Below are 26,061 nucleotides of genomic sequence, written 5' to 3' on the forward strand. Positions count from 1 at the left end.
TATGGAATCTACTGGACTGCAACCGCCACCACCCTCAGCAGCCAAGCATCTGATCGTCATTTCCTATGATGCCTTCTCTGAAGATCACTGGGAGATGGCCAGCCGCCTGCCCAATCTGTCCAAGCTGATCACCAGCGGTGCCTGCAGCAACCGTCTCAGAAGTGTCTATCCCACGCTCACTTACGTGGTACATACGACCATCGCTACCGGCGTCTACCCGGATAAACACGGCATCTATCACAACAATCCGCTGCAGCCGTTCGTGCCGGAGGAGGAGCAGCGCTGGTTCTGGTTCCGGGAGGCGGTCCAGGTGCCAACGATCTATGATGCCGCGCGTAAGGCAGGGCTGAGTACGGCGGGACTGCTGTGGCCGGTAAGCGGCAAGTCCTCGATTCAGTATAATATTCCAGAGATCCGGGCGTTAAAAGGAGAGAATCAGGCGCTCAAGATACTGCGAAGCGGCAGTCCCCTGTACTGCGCCCGGCTGGAGCTGAAATACGGACGGATCAGGCAGGGCATCGCCCAGCCGCAGCTCGATAACTTCACCACGAAATGTGCTGCCGATACGATTAAGCGGCATAAGCCGAACCTGCTCATGATGCATCTAATCGACCTGGATGACACCAAGCATATGTACGGCACGGATAGCGGGGAAGTAGACGATGTCATCCTGCGGATGGACAACCGGCTGGGTGAGATCATGCAGGCGGTAGAGGATGCCGGAATCCGGGAGGAGACGGTAATTATGGTACTGGGTGATCATGGTCAGTTCAACGTGCGCTACAAGGTGCATTTGAACAACCTTTTGCAGGCTAAGGGGCTGATCTATGAGAAGGACGGCGTGATGCAGTGGCGGGCCTACTTCCAGAGCGGCGGCGGTTCAGCTAATCTGCATGTGCAGCCCGGAGATGAGGAAGCGCAGCGGCTGGCCTTGGCGGTGGTGGATGAATATAGGCGTGAGGGTGCACCAGGAATTGAGAGTGTATATACGGAAGAGACGCTGAAGCAGCTCCACGCCAGCCCGGTGGCAAAAGTCATGCTTGAAGCACAGCGGGGCTACAGCTTTGATGATGCGCTGGCGGACACGCTGATCACCGATCTGCAGGCTGAAGGCATACGCTATGCTACGCATGGCTACTCGCCGGATGCAAGCGGGTACCGCTGCAATCTCGTCATCGCAGGGGCCGGGATCAAGCAGGGCTATCCCATCGGCGATCTGGAGATGGTCGACATCGCCCCGACAATGGGACGGATTCTGGGGATGGAGTTCGGGCCGGGGGACGGGCGGGTGCTGGAGGAGATTTTTGAGGCATAGCTAGGGGGATAGTAATGGTAGTATGAATGATGAATAGAGCAACTTCCATCGGTCTGATCAGGATGTCCGCGCACGCGGCCGCCGGGTTAGGCTTTTTTTGTTGATAGGGTGGGTGAACAGGAGGATAGCTTGCTTATGCGGAGGTGTGGAGCGGGTGCACGCAAGCTGAATGTATGCGGAAAACCGAACACAATGTGCGCGCCGAGGTAGAGTGGCGTTTACCGCAGGAAATAGGTGAATTTCCTCCACTTGCTAATGAACGAATGAGCGCTTCCCGGACAACAGTTGTATAAACAACACTTAATTTCAGCCCATTTAGCCGCAGAAGCCCAAACAAACTATTTTAGTTGCACTATTTCCACTTGTTGCCATGCATTTGCCTGAAGTGGGCTAATTAAGATACGTTTTTCCACCTGTTTGCCGCTAAGAGGGAGGCGCTGCCCCTGAACATTAACCAACGCCACGACTGTAAATTAAATTTAAATTACCGTTGACAATTTGCCTATGATCAAATATATTATCCATAAGAATAAAAGTTTCCTTAAGGAAACATATATGCAGATGAGAAACAATAGACACATTAATAGGCCATATAGTTTGAACTGAATAATTCAAGTTGCGGGAAAAGTGGCGGAGGGGAATTTTGGAACTGGAGGAGCGGTAGCGGCCGGAAGTCCAAAACTTCTCTGGAGTCACGGCCAATCCCAAAACCTAAAAAGACTAGATAGGCTAAATAAGAGACGGGGTGCTGACATGATTCAGATTAAAGGTTTAAATGTTGATTATTTCGGCCATTCGGCGCTGGAAGGAGTGACGCTCGATATCCCCTTCGGGCATTCGGTAGGCATTATCGGGCCCAATGGCGCCGGGAAGTCCACGTTCATTAAGGCGCTGCTGGATGTGATCAAGAAGAGAAGCGGAACGGTGAAGGCAGAGGGGAAGGACATCGCCCTGTACAGACGGAATATCGCCTACGTACCGCAGAAGAACGATATTGACCTGACTTTTCCCATTACAGTGAAGGATACGGTGCTGACCGGAACTTATCCGAACCTGAAGCTGTTCCGGCGTCCGGGGAAGAAGGAGAGAGCGATTGCAGAGCGCAGCATGGCGATGGTGGAGATCGGTGACCTTGCGGATAAGCAGATCAGCAATTTGTCCGGCGGGCAGCTGCAGCGGGTGTTTATCGCCCGGGCGCTGGCCCAGGAGGCCAGTGTGTTTTTCCTGGATGAGCCGTTTGTGGGCATTGATATGGTCAGCGAGCGCATCATTGTGAACCTGTTCAAGCAGCTCCGCGAGGAAGGCAAGACCATCCTGGTAGTGCATCATGATCTGCATGAGGTCGAAGAATATTTTGACAAAATCATTCTGCTCAACAAGCAGCTAATCGCCTTCGGAGATGTGCAGGATACCTTCACCACGGAGAATATCCGCAGAGCCTACGGTACCTCCTTGGGCAATGTAATGATCCAGGGGGCAGGAGGTGCCGCTCATGCTTGAGTCCTTATCCAGCCTGCTGAACATTCCAGTGTACGCCATTAACGCCGGGCTATCTGCGATTATCCTCGGGATTGTCTCGGGGGCGCTGGGCAGCTTCATCGTTCTGCGCAAAATGTCGCTGATGGGCGATGCCTTATCTCACGCGGTGCTTCCGGGCGTCGCCCTGTCTTATATTTTGGGCATCAACATCCTGCTGGGCGCTTCGTTATTTGGCCTGTTAGCCGCTATTCTCATTCAATTCATCACCAGCCGCAGCAATATTAAGAGCGATACCTCCATCGGCATCATTCTCAGCTCCTTCTTTGCACTCGGCATTGTCTTGATTACGTTCGCCCGCAGCGGGCTGGATCTCACTCATATTCTGTTCGGCAACATTCTGGCCGTTCCGCAATCCGAGCTGCTGCAATCCTTCATCATCATGCTGGCGGTGCTTGCCATTATTACACTGCTGTACAAAGAACTGCTGATCAGCTCATTCGATCCGGTGGTAGCGAAGGCATACGGGCTGAAGACCGGCTTCTATCATTATCTGCTGATGATGCTGCTCTCCGTAGTGACCGTCTCCTCCTTGTCCCAGGTTGGGATTGTGCTGGTCATCGCCATGCTGGTCATCCCGGCAGCCACCTCGTATCTGTGGTCTAATTCCTTACTGCATATGATCGTTTTAGCCTCTGCAGTAGGGGCAGCCTCGGGGATCATCGGTGTATACGTGAGCTTCCGCTATAATCTGCCGACAAGTGCAACAATCGTGCTGGTAGGCGTCACGCTGTTCAGCATTTCATTCATCATATCGCCTAAGAATAATTTTCTGCGGAAAGGATTGAAGCAAGCATGAGACTGTTCAAAATACTATCGGCATCCGTACTCATTCTACTACTAGCAGCATGCTCCAACGCCAGTAAGGGGGGAGCGGATGACGGTAAGCTGGAGATCGTGGCCACGTATTCGATTATTGCAGACATGACCCGGAATATCACCGGAGATAAAGCGGAGGTCTACAGCATGGTGCCTATAGGCACAGATCCGCATATGTATGACCCGCTGCCCGCAGATACAGGTAAGGTCTCCAGTGCGGACCTTATTTTCTATAACGGCTTGAATCTGGAGACCGGCAAAGGCTGGTTCCAGGATCTGCTCAAGGTGACGAAGAAGGAAGCGGCCGCGTTTGCCGTCTCCGAAGAGGTCACGCCGATGTACCTAACCGAGAAGGGGAAGGAGTCCCAGGTTGACCCTCATGCTTGGCTGGATATACAGAACGCGGTCAAGTATGTGGATGTCATTACCGCTCGTGTGATCGAAAGAGACCCGGACAACAAGCAGTATTATCTGGATAACCAGACCGCGTATGTGAAGGAGCTGACGGAGCTGGATCAGTATGCCAAGGAAGCTGTGAGCAAGGTCCCGCAGGAGAAGCGCGTGCTGGTCACCAGTGAAGGTGCCTTCAAATACTTTTCCCAGGCCTATGGCTTCGAGTCCGCCTTCATCTGGGAGATCAACACGGACAGCCAGGGAACACCGGAGCAGATGAACCGGATCATCGGCATCATTAAGGAGAAGCAGATTCCGGCGTTATTCCTGGAGACGAGCGTCAACCCCAAGACGATGGAGACGATTTCCCGCGAGACCGGTGTGCCGGTGCACTCCAAGATTTTCACGGATTCTCTGGCTAAGGAAGGCGAAGACGGAGACACCTATCTGAAGATGATTAAGTGGAATATCGATCAGGTGATTGAGGGCTTATCGAAGGAATAGGCAGATGCCTGTGTGCGAAAAAGAGCCCGCAACAACAAATAACACGAAATAACAAATAACCCGCAAGGCCGGATAAGCATTGCTATCCTTGCCTGCGGGTTATTCGTTATCCTTAGGGGTTATTTTGTGTGGTGACAATCCCGAGCACGAAGCCGTCATAGCCCTTGCTGCCTACTGTCTGTATAGCAGTAGCATCTATACGCGGCTCTGCGGCGAGCAGCTCCATGAACTGCCGGATGCCTTGAACCCGGTCATCTGTACTGCCCGGGTCAATAACCTCGCCGTCACGCACCACGTTATCGGCTATGATGACTGCGCCCGGCCGGGCCAGCTTCAGCGCCCACTTCAGGTAATGCGGATTATTAGGCTTGTCGGCATCAATGAAGATGAAGTCAAACGGCTCATAGCCCCGGGCTTCCAGCAGCGCCAGCGAATCCAGCGCCGGGCCTTCAATTACCTCTGTCTTGTCTGCCAGCCCCGCCATTCTCAGATTATCCTCCGCTACAACGACATGCTTGTGCTCGAATTCCAGCGAGACCAGCCTGCCCGTCTCCGGCAACGCCCGCGCCAGCCAGATGGTGCTATAACCGCCCAGGGTGCCAATCTCCAGAATGTTGGACGCTCCCTTCATAAGGGCGAGCAGATGCAGAAGCTTCCCCTGATTAGGAGCGACATCAATCGCCGGTAAGCCGGCCCCTGTATTCGCATCCAGCACAGCTTCCAGGACCGGATCTGCCGCCAATAATCGGTCATTGAAATAAGCGTCTACGTTGCTCCATTTGTTCTGTTCTTCCATGTGAATCCCTCCGTTAGTTGTGTTTTTATATTGGTGTATTAGAACTGCTTTAAATATAAGGGATTATCATTCATAATACTAATATATGTTAATGTCATAATCATAAGTATTGATTATGAATGAAGCCTATGAATACAACCTATGAATAGGAGCGCATTTATGAACATTCATGCACTGAGGCTTTTTTATTATGTAGCCGAGACGGGAAGCGTTACGAAGGCGGCTGCCCGGCTGAGGATCAGCCAGCCGGCGGTGACCAGCCAGATCAAGAGACTGGAGAAGGAGTTGGGGCTGCCGCTGTGTAGTCCCAGCGGCCGGGGAATCTCGCTGACTCCCTTCGGGACAGAGCTGGCGAAGCAGGCAGGCAATCTCTTCACCTATGAAGAACGGATTGAGGAGTTCGTAGAGGATTACCGCCAGGGACGGAAGGGGAAGCTGCGCATTGCCGCCACCTATCTTCCGGCGAATTTCCTGGTCCCGGGCTGGGCCGCCCGGTTCAAGGCGGGGCAGCCTGAGATGGAGATTGAGATTACCACGACCAATTCCACGCAGGCCTTTGAACAATTGCAGCGTCATGAAGCAGATGTGGCCTTTTACGGGGGCGGAGCCAAGGAGAAGCCGGAGGATGTAGACTGGCTGGAGCTGTTTGAGGATGAGCTGTGGTTCGTAGTGGCCCCTTCCCATCCTTTTGCCAATGGTACGGTATCGCTGCCGGAGATGATGCAGGAGCCGTTCGTGATGCGTGAGGAAGGCAGCTCCACCCGGGAACGTCTGGTCTCGCTCTGTACAACCTACGGCCTGAAGCCGCCGCGTGTGACCCTGCAATTCAGCGGGCTGGGCGAAGTCATTCGTTCGGTCATGGCAGGGTATGGCGCCAACTTCATCTCCTCGCTGGCTGTGCGGGACTATGTGGAGTGGAAGCAGTTATGCCGGGTACAGGTGGAGGGTATTCAGCTTAGCAACCATATTGCTGTCTGTACACGCAAGAACGAGACCCTGTCAGCCGGGCTACAGCGGTTTATTGACATCTGCCGGCAATGATAAAACAATAATTAAATATTATTATTCAATCGAAATATATTGATAAACGATAAATTCTGTGTTAAATTGAACTCACAATTAATGAGTGAGGTGCTTGTCTTGATGAAACGTAAACCCGCTTCAACCACTTTTTTGAAGGCTGTGATTCTTCTGCTGGGCATGGGTGCACTGGCCCTGTGCATCTTTGCGGTTCCGTCCATCGCCGGCTTTGCAGCCGAGCTGTATCCGGAGCATGCGTACCTCAAGGCTCTGGTCATGATTGATTTATACGGGGCGGCGGTAGCTTTCTACATTGCGCTCTATCAGACCTTCAGGCTGCTGGGGTATATTGACCAGAACATGGCCTTCTCGGAGGCTTCGGTACAGGTGCTGAAGAATATCAAGCACTGCGCAGTGGCCATCAGCGGGATATTCGTTATAGGTATGCCACTGTTCTATCTGATGGCGGAGAAGGATGATGCTCCGGGGATCATCGTCATCGGGATGATCCTTATTTTTGCCTCGCTGGTCATTGCCGTGTTCGCGGCAGTTCTCCAGAAGCTTTTGAAAGACGCTATTGAACTGAAATCTGAAAATGATCTGACAGTCTGAGGTGACGACCATGGCGATTATAATCAACATTGATGTCATGCTGGCCAAACGGAAAATGAGCGTAACCGAGCTTACGGACCGGGTGGGCATTACGATGGCGAACCTGTCCATTCTGAAGAACGGCAAGGCCAAAGCGATCCGTTTCTCAACGCTTGAGGCGATATGTAAGGCGCTCGACTGCCAGCCGGGAGATATTCTGGAATATACAGCGGATAGCACGGAATAATGAGCGCCGGGAGCGGGGAGGGAACGGTATTGAGATCCATGACACAGCTGCTGCACTTCGGGTATCATCAGGCGATGAGCTGTATCTTTCCTGTAGCGATCTTTGGAACGTTAATCCTGACCCGGACAGCAGAGCTGCCGTTCATCCACCGCTATGATCTGATTCTGCTAATCCTGCTTACTGTACAGTATCTGATGTACCGGAGCGGGCTGGAGACGCTGGATGAGATCAAGGTCATCTGTGTGTTTCATGGGATTGGACTGGTGCTGGAGATGTATAAAATAAGAATGGGCTCCTGGGCCTACCCGGACCCCGGATATGCGAAGCTGCTCGGTGTGCCGCTGTACAGCGGATTCATGTATGCCAGTGTGGCAAGCTACATGTGCCAGATCTGGCGCAGGCTGAGGATGGAGTTGACCGGCTGGCCGGGTCTTGCCGCTGCGGGACTGCTGGGCGGAGCGATCTACCTGAACTTCTTCACCCACCACTATATTCCAGATTTCCGCTGGTGGCTGACAGCCCTGGTAGTAGTGGTATTCTGGAGAACCTGGATCATCTACCGGGTGCAGGGCAAGACGTACCGGATGCCGCTTGTGCTGGCTTTTGCCATTGTAGGCTTCTTCATCTGGCTGGCCGAGAATATTGCGACCTTCCTGGGGGCGTGGCAATACCCGGACCAGCACGAGAGCTGGCAGCTGGTAGGCTTCGGCAAGATCAGCTCATGGTTCCTGCTGGTGATTATCAGCGTGATTATTGTCGCCCAGCTTAAGCATGTTAAGGCCGGGCGGAGCGGGTCCAGATAGTCATTCCCTCCAGCTGATAACGGAAGGACGCTCCCGTTCCGCCGGAGACGGAAGGGATTAGCGAACATTGTTCCCCGTTGGAATCAAGGGAGAATAGCTGTTCAATATGATAGACACCGGGAGACGGTGCTGACTCATAGAGTCTCAAGGCGACTCCAGCAGCCGTTGCTGCTGTGATGGATGCTTCATGTACGCCTGTGATTCCGTATTCTCTGGAGGCGGGTATACCGTCCTTCATGCCACAGGCATCGACTTTGACCGCGTAGCGCTCGGACCCGAAGCGGAAGCGGGTGAACGCCTGGACCGCGAGGTTGCGGATCGTCCGGTTACGCAGCAGACGGGAGAGTCCGGTGCGGCGTAGCAGCGCTGCGGCTGAGGTCATGCTCCGTGAATCGAAGCAGAGCCGGGTCGAGACGGAAGGTACGGCAAGGGTCTGAGGCAGAGTCATCTGATCCGAAAAAGGAAAACGGTAGGCTCTATGCGTCCGCAGAGCAAAGCCGAAATCCGCCGCCTTAGCCTCCGTGAAGCTTGAGGCGGTGCGCGGTCTGCCGTGCTCGGTAATCTCGAAGTCGGCTCCAAGGTTGTCCACCGTCCACTCCATAGCCGCCTGTCCATGGCTGTCACCCAGTCCCAGCATGATCGAGATGTCGATCTGCTCTGTATGGTCCAGCTCCTGGACAGCCTGTGCCGCAAGCAGGTTCGTTAACCCCGGTGCGAGGCCGACACTCAGCACTGCTGCCGCCTTGAGCTTATGCTTCACAGGGTCGAGCCTTTGCAGCATAGTCAGGAAGTCTCCGCTTGCCGAGACATCTACATAATGGGTGCCGCTCTGGAGGCAGGCTTCGGCCAGCCGGGTGTCCTGCTGATCCAGACACATGACGACCAGCTTGACCTTCCCCAGCAGCTCTGGGGGAAGCGGCTTCTCTGCCGACAGGCGCAGCGGCTTCACATATCCGCCGGTACTGCGGGAGAATTCCTCGGCCCTGTTCAGGTTTCTTCCTGCCGCGTAGACTTTGCCGGGGTGCTGTGCCCCGAGTAGCCGGCATATCTGTGACCCGACATGCCCGTAGCCGCCGATTACTACAATATCTGTTTTCATGAGTATTCCCGTCCTTCGTGGTGGATTGCAGAATCTGCGGTATAATTAACGTTATGTATCATTATCCTGCTAAGGCGGGCGGCAGACTATCCCACATTTGTGGGATTTCGGGGAGGACAGAAGATGAACGAGGTTATGAGAAGCATTCTACAGCTTGACCCTGCCCGGGGTGGTCCGGTTCTGGATTCACAGCAGTACCGCGAAGCGGTGATTGCCAGGCTCCGCCTGCTGGTTCCGTTCGCTGCGGCCTGTTGTACGACAGTAGACCCGCACACGCTTTTAACCACAGGGGCAGTCACGGAGCAGGGACTTGAAGATGTTCATCCGCTATTGTTCGAGTATGAATATCTGCATGAGGATTATATGAAGTATGAGCAGTTAGCGGCGTCGGATATTCCGGCAGTCTGCTTAAGCGGAGTGACCGGGGGAAGTCTGGAGAAAAGCGCGCGTTACCGCAAGGTGCTGCAGCCCGCCGGATTCGGGGATGAGCTGCGTGTAGCGCTGCGCACAGGCGGGGTCTGCTGGGGGTTCCTGACCTTATTCCGTCCGCTGGGCCAGCCGACGTTTCAGGAGCAGGAATGCGCCTTGTTGGCTTCGGTAGCTCCGCTGATCGCTGAACGTCTGCGTGCGTATGCCTCTGTCCTGCCGGTATCCGGAGCGGACCGGGCAGTGCCGGAGGATAACGGTATTCTAGTGCTGAGTGAGCGGCTGGTAGCGGTCAGTGCGAATGCAGCAGCCCGTTATTGGCTGAAGCAGATCTGGAACCTGGAGCAGCTGGAAGAAGGGCAGCTTCCCGGTCCGGTGCGTGCCGTATGCCTGCGGGTGCTCGGCGCGAAGAAGCCCGCCGGAGCCGGGACTTCTCAGGCAAGAATAAGTCTTCCAATCGGAGACGGAGCGTATCTGACGGTTACCGCAAGCCTGCTTGGCGGCCCGCAGACACAGCTCGCCGTATCCTTGGTAAGTGCCCGCTCCGGGGATGTCTTCCGGGTGCTGGCCGAAGCCTTCGCCCTGACCGCACGGGAGAAGGAGCTGGCAGAGCTGCTGGCGCTGGGGTTATCGACCAAGGAGCTGGCAGAATCGCTGCATATCTCCGCCTACACGGTACAGGATCATTTGAAATCCATTTTCGCCAAGACAGGTGTATCCAGCCGCAGAGAGCTGATCAGCCGGCTGCTTCCGCGATAAGGGTCGAGAATTACTAATGTAGAACAAATAAGGGGAATCTCCACAGCCTTTGGCTGGAGATTCCCCTTGCTTCATGTTTAGACTTTTACAGATCTGGAACTGCTTCGAATGAACTCTTACTGGCGCAGTGTCTTCAGCGCGCCGCTCCAGGCCAAGACCTGATCCAGCATAGCATTGACATTGGCAGCATGCAGGTCAGCCGGCTTGAACACCGAGCCGTTCTCGAAGTCGGTGAACAGCGAGAGCAGCGGGTGGACACGAACATCGGCGACGGACAATTCGCCGAGAATACCGCGCAGATGCTCAGCAGCGCGGGCGCCACCGGCGGAGCCGTAGCTGACGATTCCGGCAGCCTTGTTGTTCCATTCTTCGCGGGCAGAATCCAGTGCGTTCTTCAGGGCACCGGAGAGACTGTGGTTATATTCCTGAACGATGAATACGAATCCGTCCAAGGTAGCCAGCTTAGCTGCCCAAGCCTGAGCTTCAGCGTAGCTGTCGCTCTCCCCGAGCAGCGGCAGCTTGAAGTCAGCAATATCTACGATTTCGTAATTAGCATCTCCACGGGCATCAGCGATCCCCTTCACCCATTCGCCTACCTGCGGGCTAACGCGGCCCTGGCGTGTGCTTCCAAGAATAATTCCGATATTAAGTGTTGTCATTGTAATTCCTCCTCGAATTTTGTTTTCCGTAATTTGTTTTGCTTGATATGTTTTTTATTATAGCTGATAACTTTAATAAAGCAAGTGAAATTTTGAAACCTAGTTAAATTTTTAGCTAAAAATTAAAACGGCCCAATCGCAGACCCGAATCTGGGAAGGCAATGGACCGCAATGGATGACTCTGGTTGCAGCTAATGGCCGGCTTCGGCCGAGTTCACTTTTACAGCCAGCCGTTTAACCACATAAGGTATGGTGATGGAAGTCAGGATGACAGTAAAAGCAATCTGTGCTATAGCTGTATCCGCATAAGGAGCATAAGCCGGGTTGAATCCGGCAGCCATCCCGGGCACAACCATCGATAGACCGGCAACTGAACAGGTAGCCGCCGCTGCATACCCCGGGCGTTTTAACAAGTGACGGTCAATCATAACCAGCGGCAGCAGACAAAGCAGGAAGAAGAGTAAGGTTAGCAGCAGGCCGGATAAGCTCGACCGGAAGGCCAGGCTAAGGTTGATGCTAGATCCGAAGCTAATGCCAAGGAATGGCAATAGGATAACTGTTCCCGGAGCAAACATCCTCTGGAGGTTAGCATCAAGATTGCCAAGCAGAATACCTACGGCAAAAGGAAGCAGCGTGGCCGCCACGCTAAGATAATCAATCCCTGCCCCGCTGGCCGAATTCAGGATCATGACCGGAATGACCGGAACAGCGATCAGGTTCAGAATTCCAAAGGCAGCCTGATCCATCTCATCTCCATAAGAATGCATCAGTGCCAGATATAGCCCCGGATTGCAGCTTGTCATCACGGCGATGAAGGCAATGGCAGAGATGCCGCCGAAGCCCTCCGCGCCGAACCCCTGCACAAAGGCCCAGCCGATCAGCCAGGCGATCAGGATTCTTGCCAGAGCATGCACCCCGGCGCGCTTCAGTGTAGCAGGGAGCAGGCGGAGGTCCAACTGCGTCCCGGATACAAACAGGATCAAGCCGATAAGCACCATCGTTCCTCTGGAGGTAAACAGAGCGGTTGTAGGATCACCAATGCCGAACAGCTGCGGAAACACCGTGTTGACGGCGGCTGCCAGCAGCATGGGGACGATAAGCAGACCGCCGGGTATTTTTTGGACAGACCGTAGTATATTCATACTGCCTACAGCTCGGCCCCGTTCGTCCGGATAACATTCTGATACCAATAGAAGGAATCCTTGAGGGTTCTCTTCATCGTCCCGTTGCCGTAGTCATCCTGATCCACATAGATGAATCCGTAACGTTTGCTCATTTCCGAGGTAGAAGAGCTGATCATGTCAATCGGCCCCCACATGGTATAGCCTATCATTTCGACACCATCCTGAATGGCCAGCCCCATCTGTTCGATATGTTTTCTCAAGAATTCTATGCGGTAAGGATCGTTCACAGTACCGTCTTCATTCAACTTGTCGTAGAAGCCTGAGCTGTTCTCCAGAATAAACACAGGCTTATTGTAGCGGTCATACACCAGATTCAACGTATACCGCAGCCCAACAGGGTCGATCTGCCAGCCCCACTCATTTTCCGGCAAATGCGGGTTTTTATAGACACTGTGTACGTTGCCTGCCGTCAGTTCGAGCTGCTCTGTGTCACTGCTGGAGATCATGGAGTTGTAGTAGGACATACCGACGTAATCCGCCGTATGTGCACGGATGCTGTCCAGATCGCCATCCTCGATGTGCAGCGTGATATTTTTGTCTTTGAAATACGTCTTGGCGTAATAAGGATACTCGCCCAGGTTCAAGACATCGAGGAAGAACTGGTTTTTCATCTGGTCATCCTTCTGCATCTGGAGGGCATCCTCCGGTTTGCAGGTGTACGGATAGGTCGTGAAGTAAGCGACCATGCTGCCGATTTGGTTAGCCGGATCAATCTCATGTGCCAACCGGGTTGCTCTGGATGCTGCTACGAACTGATGGTGTAACCCCTGGAACAGCATTTCCTCATAATTCGGTGCATCGTATTCGATAATTCCGAGTGTTTTTGCTCCGGCTTTGACACTCATATTGATTTCATTGAACGTCACCCAATACTTTACTTTGCCCTTGTAACGCTTGAATAACACCTCGCAGTAGTTGACATATAAGTCCACCAGCCTGCGGTTATACCAGCCGCCGAATTTGTCAATCAGCACGATTGGCGTATCGAAATGGCTAATGGTGATCAGCGGCTCCATGCCGTGCTTCAGGCACTCCTCAATCACCTGATCGTAGAATTGCAATGCCTTCTCGTTCGGAGCGGCATCGTCTCCGCCCGGGAATACACGGGCCCATGCGATGGAGTAACGGAAGACCTTGAAGCCCATTTCGGCGAACAGAGCGATATCCTCACGGAACGTGTGGTAAAAGTCGATGCCGCGGCGTTTTGGATATTTAACAGTATCTGGATCGTTTTTGGCCTCTTCAATCATCTCGCGGTTAATCTTCATCTGCTTGGTTACTTTACGATCGTTATTGGAGTTGAATTTCATCACATCAGGAATGGTCAGGCTCTTGCCGTCTATATTGTAAGCACCCTCCGCCTGACAGGCGGAGAGAGCGCCTCCCCACAGGAAGCCTTCCGGAAACAAAGATTGCGTCATTATAGTGTTCCTCCTTAATTGTATGAGTTACGGAATCAGTTTCAGCAGTGCTCCGCCTTCTTGGATTGAACCGCTATCTGAGGCCGTCAGTACATCGGCGAACTGCTGCATGTTGGTCACGACAATAGAGGTAATTGTAGGGTAGCCATCGGCAATAATTCCTTCGGAATCGAATTCCACCAGCAGGTCGCCAGCCTGAATGGATTGACCTTGCTCTACATAGGATTTGAAATGCTTGCCTTTCAGGCTCACCGTATTTACGCCGATATGAATCAGTATTTCCACGCCGTTCGCTGCTTTAAGCCCGATGGCGTGTTTGGTTCTGTACAATGCCTCAACCACTCCGTCAAAAGGTGCGTACACTCTGCCTTCACTCGGCACAATGGCAATGCCTTTACCCATCAGCTCCTGAGAAAAGGCTTGGTCCTCAACCTCGGCTAACGGCTTAATTTCACCTGTCATCGGGCTGACGATCAGCATACCAGCGGTATCCGCAGCGCGGGATGCCAAAGGGGTGGCATCCTGAGCGGCTGCCGGCGAAGCGGCGTTCTTCTTAGCCTTCGTAGTGGCTTGCCCGCCCGCATCTTCCTTGATGCCTGCGAGCAAGGTGAATACAAATCCCAGAACGATTGCTGCGATGGACCCGATCACAATATAGACGTAACGGTCTGCTGTATACGTTCCGAGGGCCAAGACTCCCGGAAGGGCGATGGCATTTGCACTCGCATGAACAATACTGTAGAAACCGCCTACGATTCCGGCTGCCGCACACCCGGCAAAGAACGGCCGTTTGTAACGAAGATTGACACCGTAAATCGCCGGCTCGGTAATGCCGAACAGGGCGGTGAAACCGCTTGACCCGGCTGCGGATTTCATCGTATTGCTCTTGGTAAGGACGAAGACACCGAAGGCGGCTCCCGCCTGGGCCAGGTTAGCTGCAAGAGAGGCCGGCAGCAGCATGGTCGAGCCTATGCTGGCAATCTGTTGAATCTGGATCGGCATAATGGCGTAATGCATGCCAAACATAACCATGATGGGCTTGAAGAACCCGAGAATCGTACCTGCCAATACGCCAACGGTTGCATACAGGTAGTTGATGCCGTCGGTCAGCCAAGTACCGATATAAGAGCCGACCGGTCCAAGTACGATCAGTTCCAGCGGGATCATGATGAACAATACAATCATTGGAGTTAAGAGCACCCGCAGAAACTTGGGAATGAATTTGTCCACTACAGGGTAGAGATAGCTCATGACCCACACGCCCAGAATGATTGGAATCACCGACGAGGAATATTTCATCAGCAGGATCGGCATGCCGAGGAAATCGATTGTTTTCACGCCGGTTTCGGCAATTTTGGCTGCGCCATCCAGAATCACGGGATGCATTAATCCGGCAGCAAGCGCAACGGCCAGATACGGATTGGTTTTAAATTTCTGGGCAGCACTTACAGCGATGAAGAAGGGCAGGAAGTAGAAAATCAGATCGCCAATCATATTGACGATGGACAGGAACCCGGAGCCTTCCATCCATCCTAGCGCTGCCAATACTGTAGCCACGCACTTGATCATACCGCAGCCGATCAAGGCCGGGAGCACTGGAGTGAAGATGCCTGCAATCGTCTCAAGGACCACATTTACCGGATTTTGTTTCTTTTTGGGAGCTGCATCCCCGTCTTCGCTCTGGAGGTTCTCCGAGGTGAGATTGCGCAGCTCAGCATACACAGCATCTACCTTGTTCCCGACCACCACTTGAACCTGCCCGCCTGCATTCTGCGCCTTCAGTACGCCTTCGAGTCGGTCCAGCGCCTTCAGATCGGCCTTTCTGTCTTCTTTAAGCACGAATCTCAGCCGTGTTGCACAGTGGGTGAGCGATGAGATATTACGTTCGCCGCCTACAAGCTCCAGTACGTTTTGGGCCAATTCCTTGTTGTTCATGACCATTCTCCTTACATAAAGTAGTCTGGGAATAAAAAAATGACCAAGCAAGGGAATCGTCATTCCCGTGTGCTTGGTCATGCCTGATCGAATCAGTAACAGTCCAATTCATAGTATGCAATTATCGGGCAGGGCCGGCTAGTCGTTGGAGATTAACCTTTGAATGTGAAGAATCAGATACAGCTTCTCATCATTGGTGCAGCTCCAGCCGTAATTGTTCTGCAGGAATGCCGCGATCTTCTCCACACACTCCAGTTCACGCGGGAATTTCTCTGTTACCATCTCAAACAACGCTTCATTCTCTTTCTTCAGCGACTTGCCGCTCATCTGCCGCATGATGAAATAACGGACATGGGTGGCGAAGCGCATGAAGTGAATGGACTCTTCCTCAAAATCAATTTTCAGCGCGTATTTGATGATGGACAGCATCTCGCCGGTAACGGTGGTAATTTTGGTTGTATCGCTCATTTCTCCAGACCCCACCTGGGCATTCACAAAATGTAAGGCAATCAGGGTCGTTTCGGCTGCCGGGAGACGGACTCCCGCTGTAGCTTCAATTAACCGGACTGCAGCTTCACCTACACGGGTCTCATCCGGGTATAGGGTGCGCACTTCCCATTCCAGCGGATTCTTGATGGAGACACCTTCACGGGTACGGGCCAGAGCGAAACTTATATGGTCAGAGAGAGTGAGCAGCAGATTGGTATTGAACGTCTTATGCAGAATGTCGCTGCCCATGGTAATGACTTCTTCCGCCAGATAGATATGCTCAATCGGAATGCTGTTCAACAAGTCGTACATGCGGATGTTTTTGGGAGCGACAAAGATTTTCTCCACCACCATATCGGTTTCAGTCAACTGATAGGGGGTTTTTGGGAAACCAACTCCCTTGCCAACCACAAACACTTCCTCATTGTTGTCATTAATAGCAATAGCTACATTGTTGTTCACTTTTTTGATGACCTTCATACATACTCACCTCCCCTCCAAATAAAAATGACCGAAAAGGATTACAAAAAAATGTAATCGTTTTCGGTCATGCCTGGTTGCCCAGTAACAGTCCGTGTAAGGAATATAACCTTATTATAATCAGCAGCTTCGAAAAGTCAATCATGCATTTTATGGGTATTAGAAATCAATTTATATGTCATTTTGCATAACATTGAATAGCTGATTTTAGGCTCGAATACAAAATATTCAGCGAAATAATTGATTGTCATGATGAAATTAGCTTAAAATACACTCAACAAGTCAGTTATTCTGACATATAATTAAGGAATCTTAAGTATCTATAATATATGGAGAGGTGGGGCAGCCATGATAGAGGAAAAGAAACGGCAGGCAGAGCTTGAGCTCCCGCGTGATTGCACCTTCTCGCCTGAAGACTGGCGTATTCTGGCCCAGTACTGGTATCCGGTGGCTACGGCAGCAGAGGTACAGGATCAGCCGGTGGCTGTGAAGCTGCTGGATATGAAGCTGGTATGCTACCGCAGCGGAGGCAAGGTGGTTATTGCCCGGGATCTGTGTTTTCACCGGGGAGCCCCGCTGAGTAAGGGATGGGTGGAGAACGGGGAGATTGTCTGCCCGTATCACGGGTTCCGCTATAATTGTGAGGGGAAATGTACTGCGGTACCGGCACATCCAAGCGCCAAAATCTCGCCCAAATTGAAATTGATTGTCTATCCGGCCATCGAACGCTACGGTCTGATCTGGACCTGCCTGGCAGATGCGCCGGAGCAGATTCCCGCCTTCCCGGCCTGGGATGATCCCGACTATATTAATATTCTGATCCCAAGCTTCGATATTGCCGGCTCCTCCGGGCGGCAGATGGAAGGCTTCCTTGATGTATCCCATTTCGCTTACGTGCATACGGCAACCTTCGGTGACCGCAATAATACAGAGGTTCCCCAGTACAAGGTGTGGCGTGAAGGGGAGACGGAGCTGGTGGCAGAATACTGGAGCACGGTCAGCAACTATGGCAAAGGGCAGGAGAATCCTGCGCCGGAAGGCTTCCAGTGGCTGCGGGAGTTCCGTGTATTCGCACCGTTCGCCGCTTCGCTAACTGTCTATTTCCCGGATGAGGGCAGGCTGAAGATTCTGAACTGTGCTTCTCCGGTGTCGGCCCGTTATACCCGGCTGTTCTGCCCGATCTCGCGGAATTTTGACAAGAACGCCCCCTTGGAGGACACGGTGAAATTCAATCTGCAGGTGTTCCAGGAGGATGCGGAGATGGTGGAGTCGCAGACGCCGGAGGATCTCCCGCTGGATCTGCAGGCTGAAGCCCATATTCCGGCAGACCGCACCTCCATTGCTTATAGACAGCTGCTAAGCAGTCTAGGGCTGGGGCAGAATTATACGTCCTGAGCATTATTAACAGCACACGCCCGGCAGCAGAGAGCAGAAGCTCGGCAGCCGGGCGTGTGCTGTTGTGTTGATTGGGTCTAGGCTGCCTGCGTAACGTCGAGTCAGCGGCAGCAGCTAGACCGTATAATTTTCCAGAGAAAGGCTCCATCTTCCGTCCACAAGCTCAATTCTGTGCAGGCTGGCATAGGAAGCCGGGAATTTACTGCCACGGTTATTCCAATCGATCCCTTTGATGATGTGATAGATGATATTTATGACACCGCCGTGTGTAACAATAATTATGTTATCATCGGGGCCGCTGTCCGCATGCTCTTCGCAGAGCCGGGTGAAGGTCTCTTGAATCCGTGTGAAAAATTCGAGCGGACTCTCTCCGCCGGGATAACGCTCGTCCATCCGCAGTCCTGAGAAGTATAAGCCGGGGTACCGTTCGTTCACGATTTCGTTCGGCATACCGGCGATCACGCCATTGTTCATCTCCCGCCAATCCATGCTGCGCACCAAGGGTAACTTCAGCTCTCTTGCCAGCTCGCCGGCTGTATCCAGCGCCCGCTGCAGATCACTGCTGACTATACGTTGTATAGGGAATGAAGCCGAATTCTCTCTCAAAAAACAGCCCAGCTTCTCGGCTTGTCTGTAGCCTTGGGTATTTAGCCCCCGCTGGCTCCATCCGCCGCGATATCCTTCGTCATCCTTGCCGTGTCTTACCAGATATATCGCCAACTGCTCCTCGGCCCCCTGTTCTATGATGCGTAAGTATGATTCCTTAAAAGGTTCCTTCAAAAAGGATATCCTGCTAAGTCTATCACTTACTTTCCAGAATGTTCAAGAACAGAAGTTACAGTAGGAGTAACGTAGCTTGACAATACCCGGACATAGCTTGCTTGGAGGGTTCGGGAAACTACTTGTTGTGCGGCACGAAGACAATACGCTGCTGACTGCCCGGCGGAGTCTTCCATACTTGTTCAATTTCGGATAGCGGGTAAACTACAGGGTTGGCTGTAAGCTGACCCTCTGCAATCGCTTGGATCAACGCCGGGAATTCGGCCAGATATCCGGCAGGCGTGACGGACCCCTGGCCGCTGCCGATGATCTGGAAGTTGGCAGAACGGAGTGCAGCGGAAGGAATCGCGGCGTCCGCGCCTGCCATGGAACCGATCTGAATCCAGGTTAACAGCCGGCTGCGGTCGGACCGGCGGGTTAACATCGGGAGCATGGCGAGTGCAGCAGGCTCACCCCACAGATAGTCGAGAACGATATCGACTTCAGCTGAGGCTTCGCCGAGGTTCCGGGCCACTGCCCCGGGATCTCCGGTAAGCGATATGACTACATCTGCACCAAGCTGTGTAAGCGAACGGAGACGTTCCGGGTTCCGCCCGGCAGCGATGATCTGACTGGCTCCTATAAGCTTGGCGATCTGCACGGCCATCTGCCCGGAGTTGCCGGTAGCACCCAGAATAAGAACCTTGAACCCGGGCTTAGCCTGAACCCGGCGGCGGAGAGTTACCCAGGAGGACATGGCCGGATTCATCGCGGCAGCGATGAGCACGGGATCAGCATCTGCGGGGAGCGGGACAGCACGGCGAAGATCGATGAGGGTCTGGTCTGCGAATGATCCCAGGGCCGTATCGGTGGCTACAAAATAGACCAGCTTGCCATCCGGGAGCCGTCCGACGCCATCAATACCTGGGATTAGCGGCAGTTCATCCGTACTGGTGTAGTGAGAACCATCGGCTTGTGCCAGGACCCGGAGATGTAATCCGGCGGCCAGTACCTCCACCAGAGCCTCGTGTTCTCCTGAAGGTACCGGAGCTTCAACCTTTTCGTATTTCGGACCTGAATCGAATGATCTTACAATAGCAGCGTACATAAATAGGCCTCCATTTGCCCGGCTAATTACCCGGGTGAGTGTTTTTGGTTTGTGAAACAAACTAAAAAGTTTGTAATACAAACAATATAGTTTGTATTACGTACAATGTCAACGGCTACTGTGGTACAATAGGAGCAAACAGGTCTGAAATATACAAAAGTGCGGAGTGAAATTAATGAGCAGTTACGATAATTCTTTTGATAAGCTGGATGATCTGTCGATGGTAGACAGCCTTGTGCAGCTATCCTTCCTGGTGCAGAATATCCTTGCCCGGATAGGCACGGAGCATGATCTGTCGATCATTCAGATCCGTCTGCTGGGGATACTGCGCGACCGGGAGCCGGGAATGCTGCAGCTGGCCAAGCATCTGGGCCTCGACAAATCCAGTATTACAGGGCTCGTTGACCGGGCGCAGCGCCGCGGGCTGGTAGAGCGTACCGTATCAGAGAGTGACCGGCGGGCATTCAATGTGAGGGCTACTCCGGCAGGCTGGAAGATTATTCACGAGGTCGGGGAGCAGATCGAGCGGCAGATTACGGCGGTAACCGATGGTCTTACCGGAGAGGAACGGGCACAGATGATAGCCCTGGCCAGCAAGATTCTGGTCACTGCTCCAGGGATGAGCCGCTGAACGAAACGATAGGATTCGTGACGATGAAGCACATAGGAGGGATTTTCATGGATCAGGAGCTTATGAATGAGCTGGCATCTCAATTCAAGAATTCGCTGAAGGTGCTGAACGCGGTCGGTGCCGAGACCCGGCAAGCCATTCTGATGGCCTTGCTGCAAGGGCCGCAAGATCCGGGCATGCGTGTAGGCGAGATAAGAGGGATCACCCACTTTTCCCGTCCGGTCGTGTCCCATCATCTTAGAATATTGTTAGAGGCCGGAATTGTTAGCGTCCGAAAAGACGGCACCCGCAACTATTACCGGCTGGACTCCGGAAGCAAGCTGATGGTGCTCAAAAGCTTGGTGAGCGGGCTGGAGAAGGTTCTGGCACAATGCGAGCGTGAGGCAGGGATTCTCTGATTATGGAGAATCCCTGCTGTGCGTTATGCGGAAAACCGAATACAATCGCTGCTGTGAGGTGCGTGGGTGCACAGGACAAATGTATATGCAAAATTTAAGCTACCTTGTTTCAGAAAAGCATGCTATGCTATAATCACTTACCGACAGACAGTCGGTCGGTGATTGTTTATTTACAAATAAAGCTACAGTTACACCCAAAGTTGCATGTACAGTTACTCCCAAAGTTAGTATCATCCCACCTTCACATAAGGAGACATGACCATGAGAGTTGTAAAAGAAGCAGAAGCCCGCAGAAATGAGATTCTGGATGCAGCAGAGGAGCTGTTCGGACAGAAGGGCTTCGACGGTACCAGCACGGGCGATATTCTGGGCAAGGTCGGCATTGCGCGCGGGACACTGTATTATCACTTCAAGTCGAAGGAGGATATTATGGACGCGCTGATTGAGCGGACGAATGCCACTATCCTTCATGCCGCGCAGCAGATTGCTGAAGACAAGAGCATCCCCGTCATTGAGCGGATTCTCCGTGCGGTCATGGCGCTGAACATCAGCAGCGGAGACGGCAGCAGCACGGAGATTATGGAGCATATCCACAAGCCGCAGAATGCGCTGATGCATCAGAAGGTTCAGAAGGCGGTCATACGCAGCGTTCCGCCCATTCTGGCCTCCATCATCAGCGAGGGGATTGAGCAGGGGATATTCAATACGCCTTATCCGTATGAATGTATGGAGATGGTTGTGGTCTACGCCACCACCATTTTTGACCAAGATATGGTCGAAATGACGGAGGACGAGCGAATGTCACGCATTCTGGCCTTCATCGCCAATGTGGAAAGGCTGCTCGGTGCCGGGAGCGGAAGTCTGATGAGCGTGATGCAGATGTTCGGCGGCTCCGGTGGAGTGGAAGCGGGCAATGGTGATGAATAGATCCGGCACAGGCTTCGGCAGATTCCTGTTTTTGTGGTCAGGACAACTGATCTCAGCTATCGGCGGCGGGCTCACCGCGTTCGGGCTGGGGATCTATACCTTACAGCAGACCGGGCAGGCTTCGGCTATGGCGCTGGTGACATTACTGGCATTCATGCCTTCCCTCCTACTCAGTCCAGTCGCTGGCGTGCTAGCGGACCGCTATGACCGCAGGCTGCTGATGGTGCTGGGGGATACGCTCTCTGCCTTAGGTCTAATCTATATTCTGGTCTGTCTGCTGAATGGAGATGCACAGCTGTGGCAGATCTGCGTAGGAGTGACTGTAAGCTCGGTATTCTCCTCGTTGCTAGATCCCGCCTATAAGGCTACGATAACGGATCTGCTTACCGAGGAGCAGTATACGAAGGCCAGCGGGTTTGTGCAGATTGCCGGCTCCGCGAAATATCTGATTTCGCCGCTCATTGCCGGGCTGCTGCTTACAGTCTCTGATGTGAAGCTGCTGCTGATTATCGACATCTGTACTTTTTTTCTAACCGTGCCTACTACGCTTGCAGTCCGCAGCGGTCTTACCTCCAAGAAGACGGAGCAGGCACCGGCCTTTATCCGTGAATTTCAAGAAGGCTGGAGAGCAGTCTCCGGGAATCGGGGAGTACTGGTGCTGGTGATTATGACCTCGGTCATGACCTTCTTCATCGGGTTCATCGAGACCTTGTCGATGCCGATGATTCTGGCGTTCTCCAGCAGTGCGGTCCTGGGGACGCTTGAGACGGTCATGGCATCGGGAATGCTGGTGTCGAGTGTCATTATAGGGATGCTGCATATACAAAAAAATTTCGTACGCATGCTGACAGTGTCGCTTTTTTGCTCAGGAATCAGTATCGCCGTCTTCGGACTGCGTGAGAATATTGTGCTGATTGGCGCTGCCGGATTTATGTTTTTTGCTATGTTGCCCTTTACGAACACGGCCCTGGATTATCTGGTCCGCACCAATATTGACAATTCCGTTCAGGGGAGGGCCTGGTCATTGATCGGACTGCTCTCACAGCTGGGATTCGTGGCGGCTTATATGCTGGCAGGTGTGCTGGCAGACTACGTATTTACTCCCTTGCTGGTGAGCGGCGGAGTTCTGGCGGATAGTGTGGGGCGGATCATCGGCACTGGCAGCGGGCGGGGGATGGGACTTCTCATCATCATTGCCGGGCTGCTGTTAAGCGCTGCTTCGGTCATGATCTATCGGCTCAAATCCATTACAAGTCTTGAGAGCAGGGGGTAACTTATGTTTTACCGAATCATCCGTAGAGATATCCGCACAAGTAAGGGAATTACGCTCACGACTATGCTGTTCGTAGCAGCTGCAGCCATGCTCGTCTCTCTGTCAGCTATTCTGGTCGTCAATCTGAGCGGGGCCATCGATCATTTGATGACACAAGCGAAGACGCCGCATTTCCTGCAGATGCATTCCGGCCAGCTGGATCAAGCCCGGCTCAAGGCCTTTGCAGAGCAGAACAACAAGGTGGAAGATTACCAGGTGCTTGATTTCCTCAATGTAGAAGGCGCGAGGATTGTCATGGACGGGCATACGCTTGCGGACAGTGTTCAGGATAACGGCTTCAGCACACAGAGCGGGAAGTTTGATTATCTGCTTGATCTGGACGGGAATGTGATTGATGTACGGGGCGGCGAGGTGTATGTCCCGATCAGTTATATGAAGGATGGCTCCGTCAAGGCCGGAGGGAAGGTTACCGTGGGGGACACAAGTCTCACCGTAGCGGGGTTCCTGCGGGATTCACAGATGAACTCGCTGCTCGCTTCATCGAAGCGGTTCCTCGTCAGCGCGGAGGATTATGCGGAGCTGGCGCAGTACGGAACCACGGAATATCTGATTGAGTTCAGATTGAAAGACCTGTCGATGCTGGGAGCCTTCGAGACCGACTATACCGCAGCAGGACTTGAGGGGAACGGTCCGGTGATTACATATCCCCTGTTCAGAGTGCTTAATGCGATCTCGGACGGGCTGATGATTGCGGTGATCCTGCTGGCGAGTGTGCTGGTTGTTATTATTGCTTTTCTATGTATACGGTTCACCCTCATGGCAACCATCGAGAGCGATTACCGCGAGATCGGTGTCATGAAGGCCATCGGTCTGCGCGTCTCGGATCTCAAAAAAATCTATCTGGCCAAATACGCAGCGATAGCAGCTCTGGGCAGTATCCTCGGCTTGGCATTATCGTTCAGCTTCAGAGGTCTGCTGCTTGAGAATATCAGGCTGTATATGGGAGAAAGTGCACATCCGGTACTTGCTCTGGCCTGCGGTATCCTTGGCGTACTGCTCGTATTCCTCATTATTGTTGCCTATGTGAACAGGGTGCTGAAGCGTTTCCGGAAGATTTCGGCGGTCGAAGCCATCCGTTTCGGTACATCCCAGCAGACCCGGACGGGCTCAGGGCGGTTTAGCTTGAGCGGCAACCGGCTGCTGAACACGAATGTCTACCTGGGCGTTAAGGATGTCTTGTCCAGAAAAAGTCTATACGCAACCATGCTTGCGGTGCTCGTCATCTCTTCCTTCCTTATGATTGTGCCCCAGAATCTCTATCATACGATCTCCTCTCCAAGCTTCATTACATACATGGGCATCGGTGACAGTGATCTGCGCATGGATATCCAGCAGACGGACCATATTGCAGAGAAGGCCGCAGATATTGCGCGGGTGATGGAGCAGGATGTGATGATCTTCCGTTTTGCCGTGCTGACCACTCAGGCGCTGAACGTGAAGCTGGACAATGGTGTCGTTGAGCGGATAAAGGTTGAGCTGGGTGACCATTCCATTTTTCCGGTTGCCTATGGTGAAGGACATGGCCCGGTTGCAGCGAATGAGATTGCCCTCTCCGCCGCGAATGCAAAGGAACTGGGCAAGCAAGCCGGTGATTCCCTGACCCTGCTCGTAAACGGAGAAGCGAAGGAGCTTACGGTATCCGGGATTTATTCGGATGTGACCAACGGCGGGAAAACAGCCAAGGCCACCTTCACCACGACTTCTGATCAGGCCATGTGGGCCGTGATTTATGCGGAGCTTGCAGATTCCATGCTAATCAGCAGCAAGGTGAGCGAATATGCAGAGCGGTTCAGTTATGCGAAGGTGTCCGATATCGGGGAATATGTGACGCAGACCTTCGGCTCTACCATTAGCTCAGTCGGTAAGGCTGCATGGGCTGCTCTAGCCGTGATGCTGGTCCTGAATGTACTGATTACACTCTTGTTCATGCGGATGCTGGTAGCTAAGGACCGTTACCCTATCGCCGTCATGAAATCGATGGGCTTCCGGAATTCCGATCTGACTGTACAGTATTATGCGCGTTCTATATTTGTACTGGTGACCGGGATGGTTCTGGGCACCCTGCTGGCGAACACTCTGGGGCAGATTCTTGCCGGTGCTGTGATCTCCTCCTTCGGGGCTTCGTCGTTCAAGTTCGTGGTCCATCCACTCTCGGCGTATCTGCTGTGTCCGCTAATCATGACCGGTTCTGTACTCATCGGGGCGGTTATCGGCACATCGGGCATCGGCCGAATTCAAATATCCGGCAATATTAAGGAGTAGATCAAGAAGATGAAGAAGATTATTTCGGGTGAAAATATAACCAAACAATACGGCACCGGCGAGGAGCGCCGCAAGGTGCTGGACGAAGTATCCGTCGATATTCACGAAGGTGAATTCGTCTCGGTGATGGGACCTTCAGGCTCAGGGAAATCCACGCTCCTGTTTGCACTGAGCGGAATGGATCGGATCGACTGGGGACTGGTTACTTTTGAGGGCAGAGATCTGGGGATACTTGAAGAGGATGAGCTTGCGGATCTCCGCAGAACGGAAATGGGCTTCGTGTTCCAGCAGCCGACGCTGATGAAGAATCTGAACATCCTGGATAATATCATTCTGCCGTCGATGCGCGGCAACCGGCGAAAGGTTGCGGCGATTACGGATAAGGCGCAGCAGCTTATGCAGAAGGTGGGCATCGCGGAGCTGGCGAAGCGTGATATCACGGAGGCTTCGGGGGGACAGCTGCAGCGGGCCGGCATCTGCCGCGCGCTGATGGGCAGTCCGCGCATTATTTTCGGGGATGAGCCGACCGGTGCGCTGAATCTGAAGGCTGCCGAGGAGATCATGGACCTGCTGTCCGGGATCAATGAGGAAGGGACGGCCATCATGCTGGTCACCCATGATGCCACTGTGGCGGCCAGGACGCAGCGGATTATGTTCATGTGCGACGGCAGGATTGTCGATGAGATACGCCTGCCGAAATACAGCGGAGAGACGCTTGAGCCCCGCATGAACTTAATCACGGCAAAAATGCGGGAGAATGGGATTTAATATT

General features: G+C 53.1%; 25 protein-coding genes. 16 read left to right on the forward strand and 9 right to left on the reverse strand.

Features of this window, described 5'->3' with window-relative positions; all coding sequences use genetic code 11:
- The first annotated feature begins 1 nt into the window (after position 1).
- The 4 genes from NST69_RS10760 to NST69_RS10775 all read left to right on the forward strand — a co-directional run bounded on the left by NST69_RS10760 (position 2) and on the right by NST69_RS10775 (position 4,567).
- The gene (locus tag NST69_RS10760; protein ID WP_342549240.1) at positions 2-1,315 is read left to right on the forward strand and encodes an ectonucleotide pyrophosphatase/phosphodiesterase; all 1,314 of its coding nucleotides are present in this window, start codon (positions 2-4) and stop codon (positions 1,313-1,315) included.
- Between the two features lie 756 nt (positions 1,316-2,071).
- On the forward strand, positions 2,072-2,815 hold the full coding sequence (locus NST69_RS10765) for a metal ABC transporter ATP-binding protein (RefSeq protein ID WP_339257435.1): 744 nt from the start codon (positions 2,072-2,074) through the stop codon (positions 2,813-2,815).
- A complete protein-coding gene (locus NST69_RS10770; RefSeq protein WP_036729903.1) occupies positions 2,808-3,650 on the forward strand; it encodes a metal ABC transporter permease in 843 nt (280 codons plus the stop codon). Before NST69_RS10765 ends, NST69_RS10770 begins: the two co-directional genes overlap by 8 nt.
- Complete coding sequence (locus tag NST69_RS10775; RefSeq protein ID WP_342549244.1) at positions 3,647-4,567, forward strand: metal ABC transporter substrate-binding protein; 921 nt, start codon at positions 3,647-3,649, stop codon at positions 4,565-4,567. Before NST69_RS10770 ends, NST69_RS10775 begins: the two co-directional genes overlap by 4 nt.
- Before the next feature lie 112 nt (positions 4,568-4,679).
- On the opposite strand, the gene NST69_RS10780 is transcribed toward NST69_RS10775, so the two are convergent.
- Positions 4,680-5,363, reverse strand: a complete 684-nt coding sequence (locus NST69_RS10780) for an O-methyltransferase (RefSeq protein ID WP_339313754.1) — start codon at positions 5,361-5,363, stop codon at positions 4,680-4,682.
- Positions 5,364-5,522: 159 nt separating this feature from the next.
- Here NST69_RS10780 and NST69_RS10785 point away from each other — a divergent pair, with 159 nt between their 5' ends.
- The 4 genes from NST69_RS10785 to NST69_RS10800 all read left to right on the forward strand — a co-directional run bounded on the left by NST69_RS10785 (position 5,523) and on the right by NST69_RS10800 (position 8,024).
- Positions 5,523-6,404, forward strand: coding sequence for a LysR family transcriptional regulator (locus NST69_RS10785; protein ID WP_342549245.1), 882 nt, complete (start codon positions 5,523-5,525; stop codon positions 6,402-6,404).
- Between the two features lie 102 nt (positions 6,405-6,506).
- On the forward strand, positions 6,507-6,995 hold the full coding sequence (locus tag NST69_RS10790) for a DUF2975 domain-containing protein (protein WP_076073827.1): 489 nt from the start codon (positions 6,507-6,509) through the stop codon (positions 6,993-6,995).
- Positions 6,996-7,005: 10 nt separating this feature from the next.
- Entirely contained in the window at positions 7,006-7,221 is a 216-nt protein-coding gene (locus tag NST69_RS10795) for a helix-turn-helix transcriptional regulator (protein WP_342549247.1), read from the forward strand.
- A 29-nt stretch (positions 7,222-7,250) separates the two neighbouring features.
- Positions 7,251-8,024 carry a DUF817 domain-containing protein gene (locus NST69_RS10800; RefSeq protein WP_342549248.1) on the forward strand — a complete coding sequence of 258 codons (774 nt, stop codon included), beginning with the start codon at positions 7,251-7,253 and terminating at the stop codon, positions 8,022-8,024.
- On the opposite strand, the gene NST69_RS10805 is transcribed toward NST69_RS10800, so the two are convergent.
- Positions 7,996-9,123 carry a saccharopine dehydrogenase NADP-binding domain-containing protein gene (locus NST69_RS10805; protein WP_342549249.1) on the reverse strand — a complete coding sequence of 376 codons (1,128 nt, stop codon included), beginning with the start codon at positions 9,121-9,123 and terminating at the stop codon, positions 7,996-7,998. The two genes, NST69_RS10800 and NST69_RS10805, sit on opposite strands and share 29 nt — an antisense overlap.
- A 123-nt stretch (positions 9,124-9,246) precedes the next feature.
- Between NST69_RS10805 and NST69_RS10810 the strand changes: the two genes are divergently transcribed.
- Positions 9,247-10,308, forward strand: a complete 1,062-nt coding sequence (locus tag NST69_RS10810; RefSeq protein ID WP_342549250.1) for a LuxR C-terminal-related transcriptional regulator — start codon at positions 9,247-9,249, stop codon at positions 10,306-10,308.
- A 116-nt stretch (positions 10,309-10,424) separates the two neighbouring features.
- Here the strand turns inward: NST69_RS10810 and NST69_RS10815 are convergent, their stop codons facing one another.
- The 5 genes from NST69_RS10815 to NST69_RS10835 form a co-directional block, all read right to left on the reverse strand.
- Positions 10,425-10,967: an NADPH-dependent FMN reductase gene (locus tag NST69_RS10815; protein ID WP_036729889.1), complete on the reverse strand. Its 543-nt coding sequence runs from the start codon at positions 10,965-10,967 to the stop codon at positions 10,425-10,427.
- A gap of 191 nt (positions 10,968-11,158) precedes the next feature.
- Positions 11,159-12,109 carry a 2-keto-3-deoxygluconate permease gene (locus NST69_RS10820; protein ID WP_342549251.1) on the reverse strand — a complete coding sequence of 317 codons (951 nt, stop codon included), beginning with the start codon at positions 12,107-12,109 and terminating at the stop codon, positions 11,159-11,161.
- A gap of 5 nt (positions 12,110-12,114) precedes the next feature.
- Positions 12,115-13,572: a family 1 glycosylhydrolase gene (locus tag NST69_RS10825; protein ID WP_342549252.1), complete on the reverse strand. Its 1,458-nt coding sequence runs from the start codon at positions 13,570-13,572 to the stop codon at positions 12,115-12,117.
- Positions 13,573-13,599: 27 nt separating this feature from the next.
- Positions 13,600-15,507, reverse strand: coding sequence for a beta-glucoside-specific PTS transporter subunit IIABC (locus NST69_RS10830; protein WP_342549253.1), 1,908 nt, complete (start codon positions 15,505-15,507; stop codon positions 13,600-13,602).
- Between the two features lie 138 nt (positions 15,508-15,645).
- Positions 15,646-16,476 carry a PRD domain-containing protein gene (locus NST69_RS10835; protein ID WP_036729881.1) on the reverse strand — a complete coding sequence of 277 codons (831 nt, stop codon included), beginning with the start codon at positions 16,474-16,476 and terminating at the stop codon, positions 15,646-15,648.
- A gap of 348 nt (positions 16,477-16,824) precedes the next feature.
- On the opposite strand from NST69_RS10835, the gene NST69_RS10840 reads away from it, so the two are divergent.
- Positions 16,825-17,871, forward strand: coding sequence for an aromatic ring-hydroxylating dioxygenase subunit alpha (locus NST69_RS10840; RefSeq protein WP_036729879.1), 1,047 nt, complete (start codon positions 16,825-16,827; stop codon positions 17,869-17,871).
- 114 nt (positions 17,872-17,985) lie between these two features.
- Here the strand turns inward: NST69_RS10840 and NST69_RS10845 are convergent, their stop codons facing one another.
- Positions 17,986-18,591 (reverse strand): histidine phosphatase family protein, encoded by a 606-nt coding sequence (locus NST69_RS10845; protein ID WP_339255708.1) that lies wholly within the window; start codon positions 18,589-18,591, stop codon positions 17,986-17,988.
- Positions 18,592-18,769: 178 nt separating this feature from the next.
- Positions 18,770-19,738, reverse strand: coding sequence for a zinc-binding alcohol dehydrogenase family protein (locus NST69_RS10850; RefSeq protein ID WP_342549254.1), 969 nt, complete (start codon positions 19,736-19,738; stop codon positions 18,770-18,772).
- 175 nt (positions 19,739-19,913) lie between these two features.
- On the opposite strand from NST69_RS10850, the gene NST69_RS10855 reads away from it, so the two are divergent.
- The 6 genes from NST69_RS10855 to NST69_RS10880 all read left to right on the forward strand — a co-directional run bounded on the left by NST69_RS10855 (position 19,914) and on the right by NST69_RS10880 (position 26,057).
- A complete protein-coding gene (locus NST69_RS10855) occupies positions 19,914-20,369 on the forward strand; it encodes a MarR family transcriptional regulator (RefSeq protein ID WP_342549256.1) in 456 nt (151 codons plus the stop codon).
- 47 nt (positions 20,370-20,416) lie between these two features.
- The gene (locus NST69_RS10860) at positions 20,417-20,767 is read left to right on the forward strand and encodes a metalloregulator ArsR/SmtB family transcription factor (protein WP_339255713.1); all 351 of its coding nucleotides are present in this window, start codon (positions 20,417-20,419) and stop codon (positions 20,765-20,767) included.
- A 261-nt stretch (positions 20,768-21,028) separates the two neighbouring features.
- Positions 21,029-21,694 carry a TetR/AcrR family transcriptional regulator gene (locus NST69_RS10865; RefSeq protein WP_342549257.1) on the forward strand — a complete coding sequence of 222 codons (666 nt, stop codon included), beginning with the start codon at positions 21,029-21,031 and terminating at the stop codon, positions 21,692-21,694.
- Positions 21,687-22,967 (forward strand): MFS transporter, encoded by a 1,281-nt coding sequence (locus NST69_RS10870; protein ID WP_342550144.1) that lies wholly within the window; start codon positions 21,687-21,689, stop codon positions 22,965-22,967. The genes NST69_RS10865 and NST69_RS10870 overlap by 8 nt, the downstream gene beginning before the upstream one ends.
- 3 nt (positions 22,968-22,970) lie before the next feature.
- Complete coding sequence (locus NST69_RS10875) at positions 22,971-25,289, forward strand: FtsX-like permease family protein (protein ID WP_342549258.1); 2,319 nt, start codon at positions 22,971-22,973, stop codon at positions 25,287-25,289.
- A gap of 9 nt (positions 25,290-25,298) precedes the next feature.
- Positions 25,299-26,057 (forward strand): ABC transporter ATP-binding protein, encoded by a 759-nt coding sequence (locus NST69_RS10880; RefSeq protein WP_342549259.1) that lies wholly within the window; start codon positions 25,299-25,301, stop codon positions 26,055-26,057.
- Positions 26,058-26,061 lie beyond the last annotated feature (4 nt).

The organism is Paenibacillus sp. FSL P2-0089, from assembly GCF_038595095.1.
In the GTDB taxonomy this organism is placed as follows: domain Bacteria; phylum Bacillota; class Bacilli; order Paenibacillales; family Paenibacillaceae; genus Paenibacillus_AQ; species Paenibacillus_AQ silagei.

Coding starts and splice junctions, on each gene's coding strand:
- NST69_RS10805 (WP_342549249.1), bottom strand. CDS start 9,123: ATGAAAACAGATATTGTAGTAATCGGCGGCTACGGGCATGTCGGGTCA.
- NST69_RS10795 (WP_342549247.1), top strand. CDS start 7,006: ATGGCGATTATAATCAACATTGATGTCATGCTGGCCAAACGGAAAATG.
- NST69_RS10785 (WP_342549245.1), top strand. CDS start 5,523: ATGAACATTCATGCACTGAGGCTTTTTTATTATGTAGCCGAGACGGGA.
- NST69_RS10790 (WP_076073827.1), top strand. CDS start 6,507: ATGAAACGTAAACCCGCTTCAACCACTTTTTTGAAGGCTGTGATTCTT.
- NST69_RS10815 (WP_036729889.1), bottom strand. CDS start 10,967: ATGACAACACTTAATATCGGAATTATTCTTGGAAGCACACGCCAGGGC.
- NST69_RS10770 (WP_036729903.1), top strand. CDS start 2,808: ATGCTTGAGTCCTTATCCAGCCTGCTGAACATTCCAGTGTACGCCATT.
- NST69_RS10880 (WP_342549259.1), top strand. CDS start 25,299: ATGAAGAAGATTATTTCGGGTGAAAATATAACCAAACAATACGGCACC.
- NST69_RS10870 (WP_342550144.1), top strand. CDS start 21,687: ATGAATAGATCCGGCACAGGCTTCGGCAGATTCCTGTTTTTGTGGTCA.
- NST69_RS10840 (WP_036729879.1), top strand. CDS start 16,825: ATGATAGAGGAAAAGAAACGGCAGGCAGAGCTTGAGCTCCCGCGTGAT.
- NST69_RS10760 (WP_342549240.1), top strand. CDS start 2: ATGGAATCTACTGGACTGCAACCGCCACCACCCTCAGCAGCCAAGCAT.
- NST69_RS10860 (WP_339255713.1), top strand. CDS start 20,417: ATGGATCAGGAGCTTATGAATGAGCTGGCATCTCAATTCAAGAATTCG.
- NST69_RS10820 (WP_342549251.1), bottom strand. CDS start 12,109: ATGAATATACTACGGTCTGTCCAAAAAATACCCGGCGGTCTGCTTATC.
- NST69_RS10780 (WP_339313754.1), bottom strand. CDS start 5,363: ATGGAAGAACAGAACAAATGGAGCAACGTAGACGCTTATTTCAATGAC.
- NST69_RS10875 (WP_342549258.1), top strand. CDS start 22,971: ATGTTTTACCGAATCATCCGTAGAGATATCCGCACAAGTAAGGGAATT.
- NST69_RS10775 (WP_342549244.1), top strand. CDS start 3,647: ATGAGACTGTTCAAAATACTATCGGCATCCGTACTCATTCTACTACTA.
- NST69_RS10835 (WP_036729881.1), bottom strand. CDS start 16,476: ATGAAGGTCATCAAAAAAGTGAACAACAATGTAGCTATTGCTATTAAT.
- NST69_RS10865 (WP_342549257.1), top strand. CDS start 21,029: ATGAGAGTTGTAAAAGAAGCAGAAGCCCGCAGAAATGAGATTCTGGAT.
- NST69_RS10830 (WP_342549253.1), bottom strand. CDS start 15,507: ATGAACAACAAGGAATTGGCCCAAAACGTACTGGAGCTTGTAGGCGGC.
- NST69_RS10825 (WP_342549252.1), bottom strand. CDS start 13,572: ATGACGCAATCTTTGTTTCCGGAAGGCTTCCTGTGGGGAGGCGCTCTC.
- NST69_RS10855 (WP_342549256.1), top strand. CDS start 19,914: ATGAGCAGTTACGATAATTCTTTTGATAAGCTGGATGATCTGTCGATG.
- NST69_RS10850 (WP_342549254.1), bottom strand. CDS start 19,738: ATGTACGCTGCTATTGTAAGATCATTCGATTCAGGTCCGAAATACGAA.
- NST69_RS10810 (WP_342549250.1), top strand. CDS start 9,247: ATGAACGAGGTTATGAGAAGCATTCTACAGCTTGACCCTGCCCGGGGT.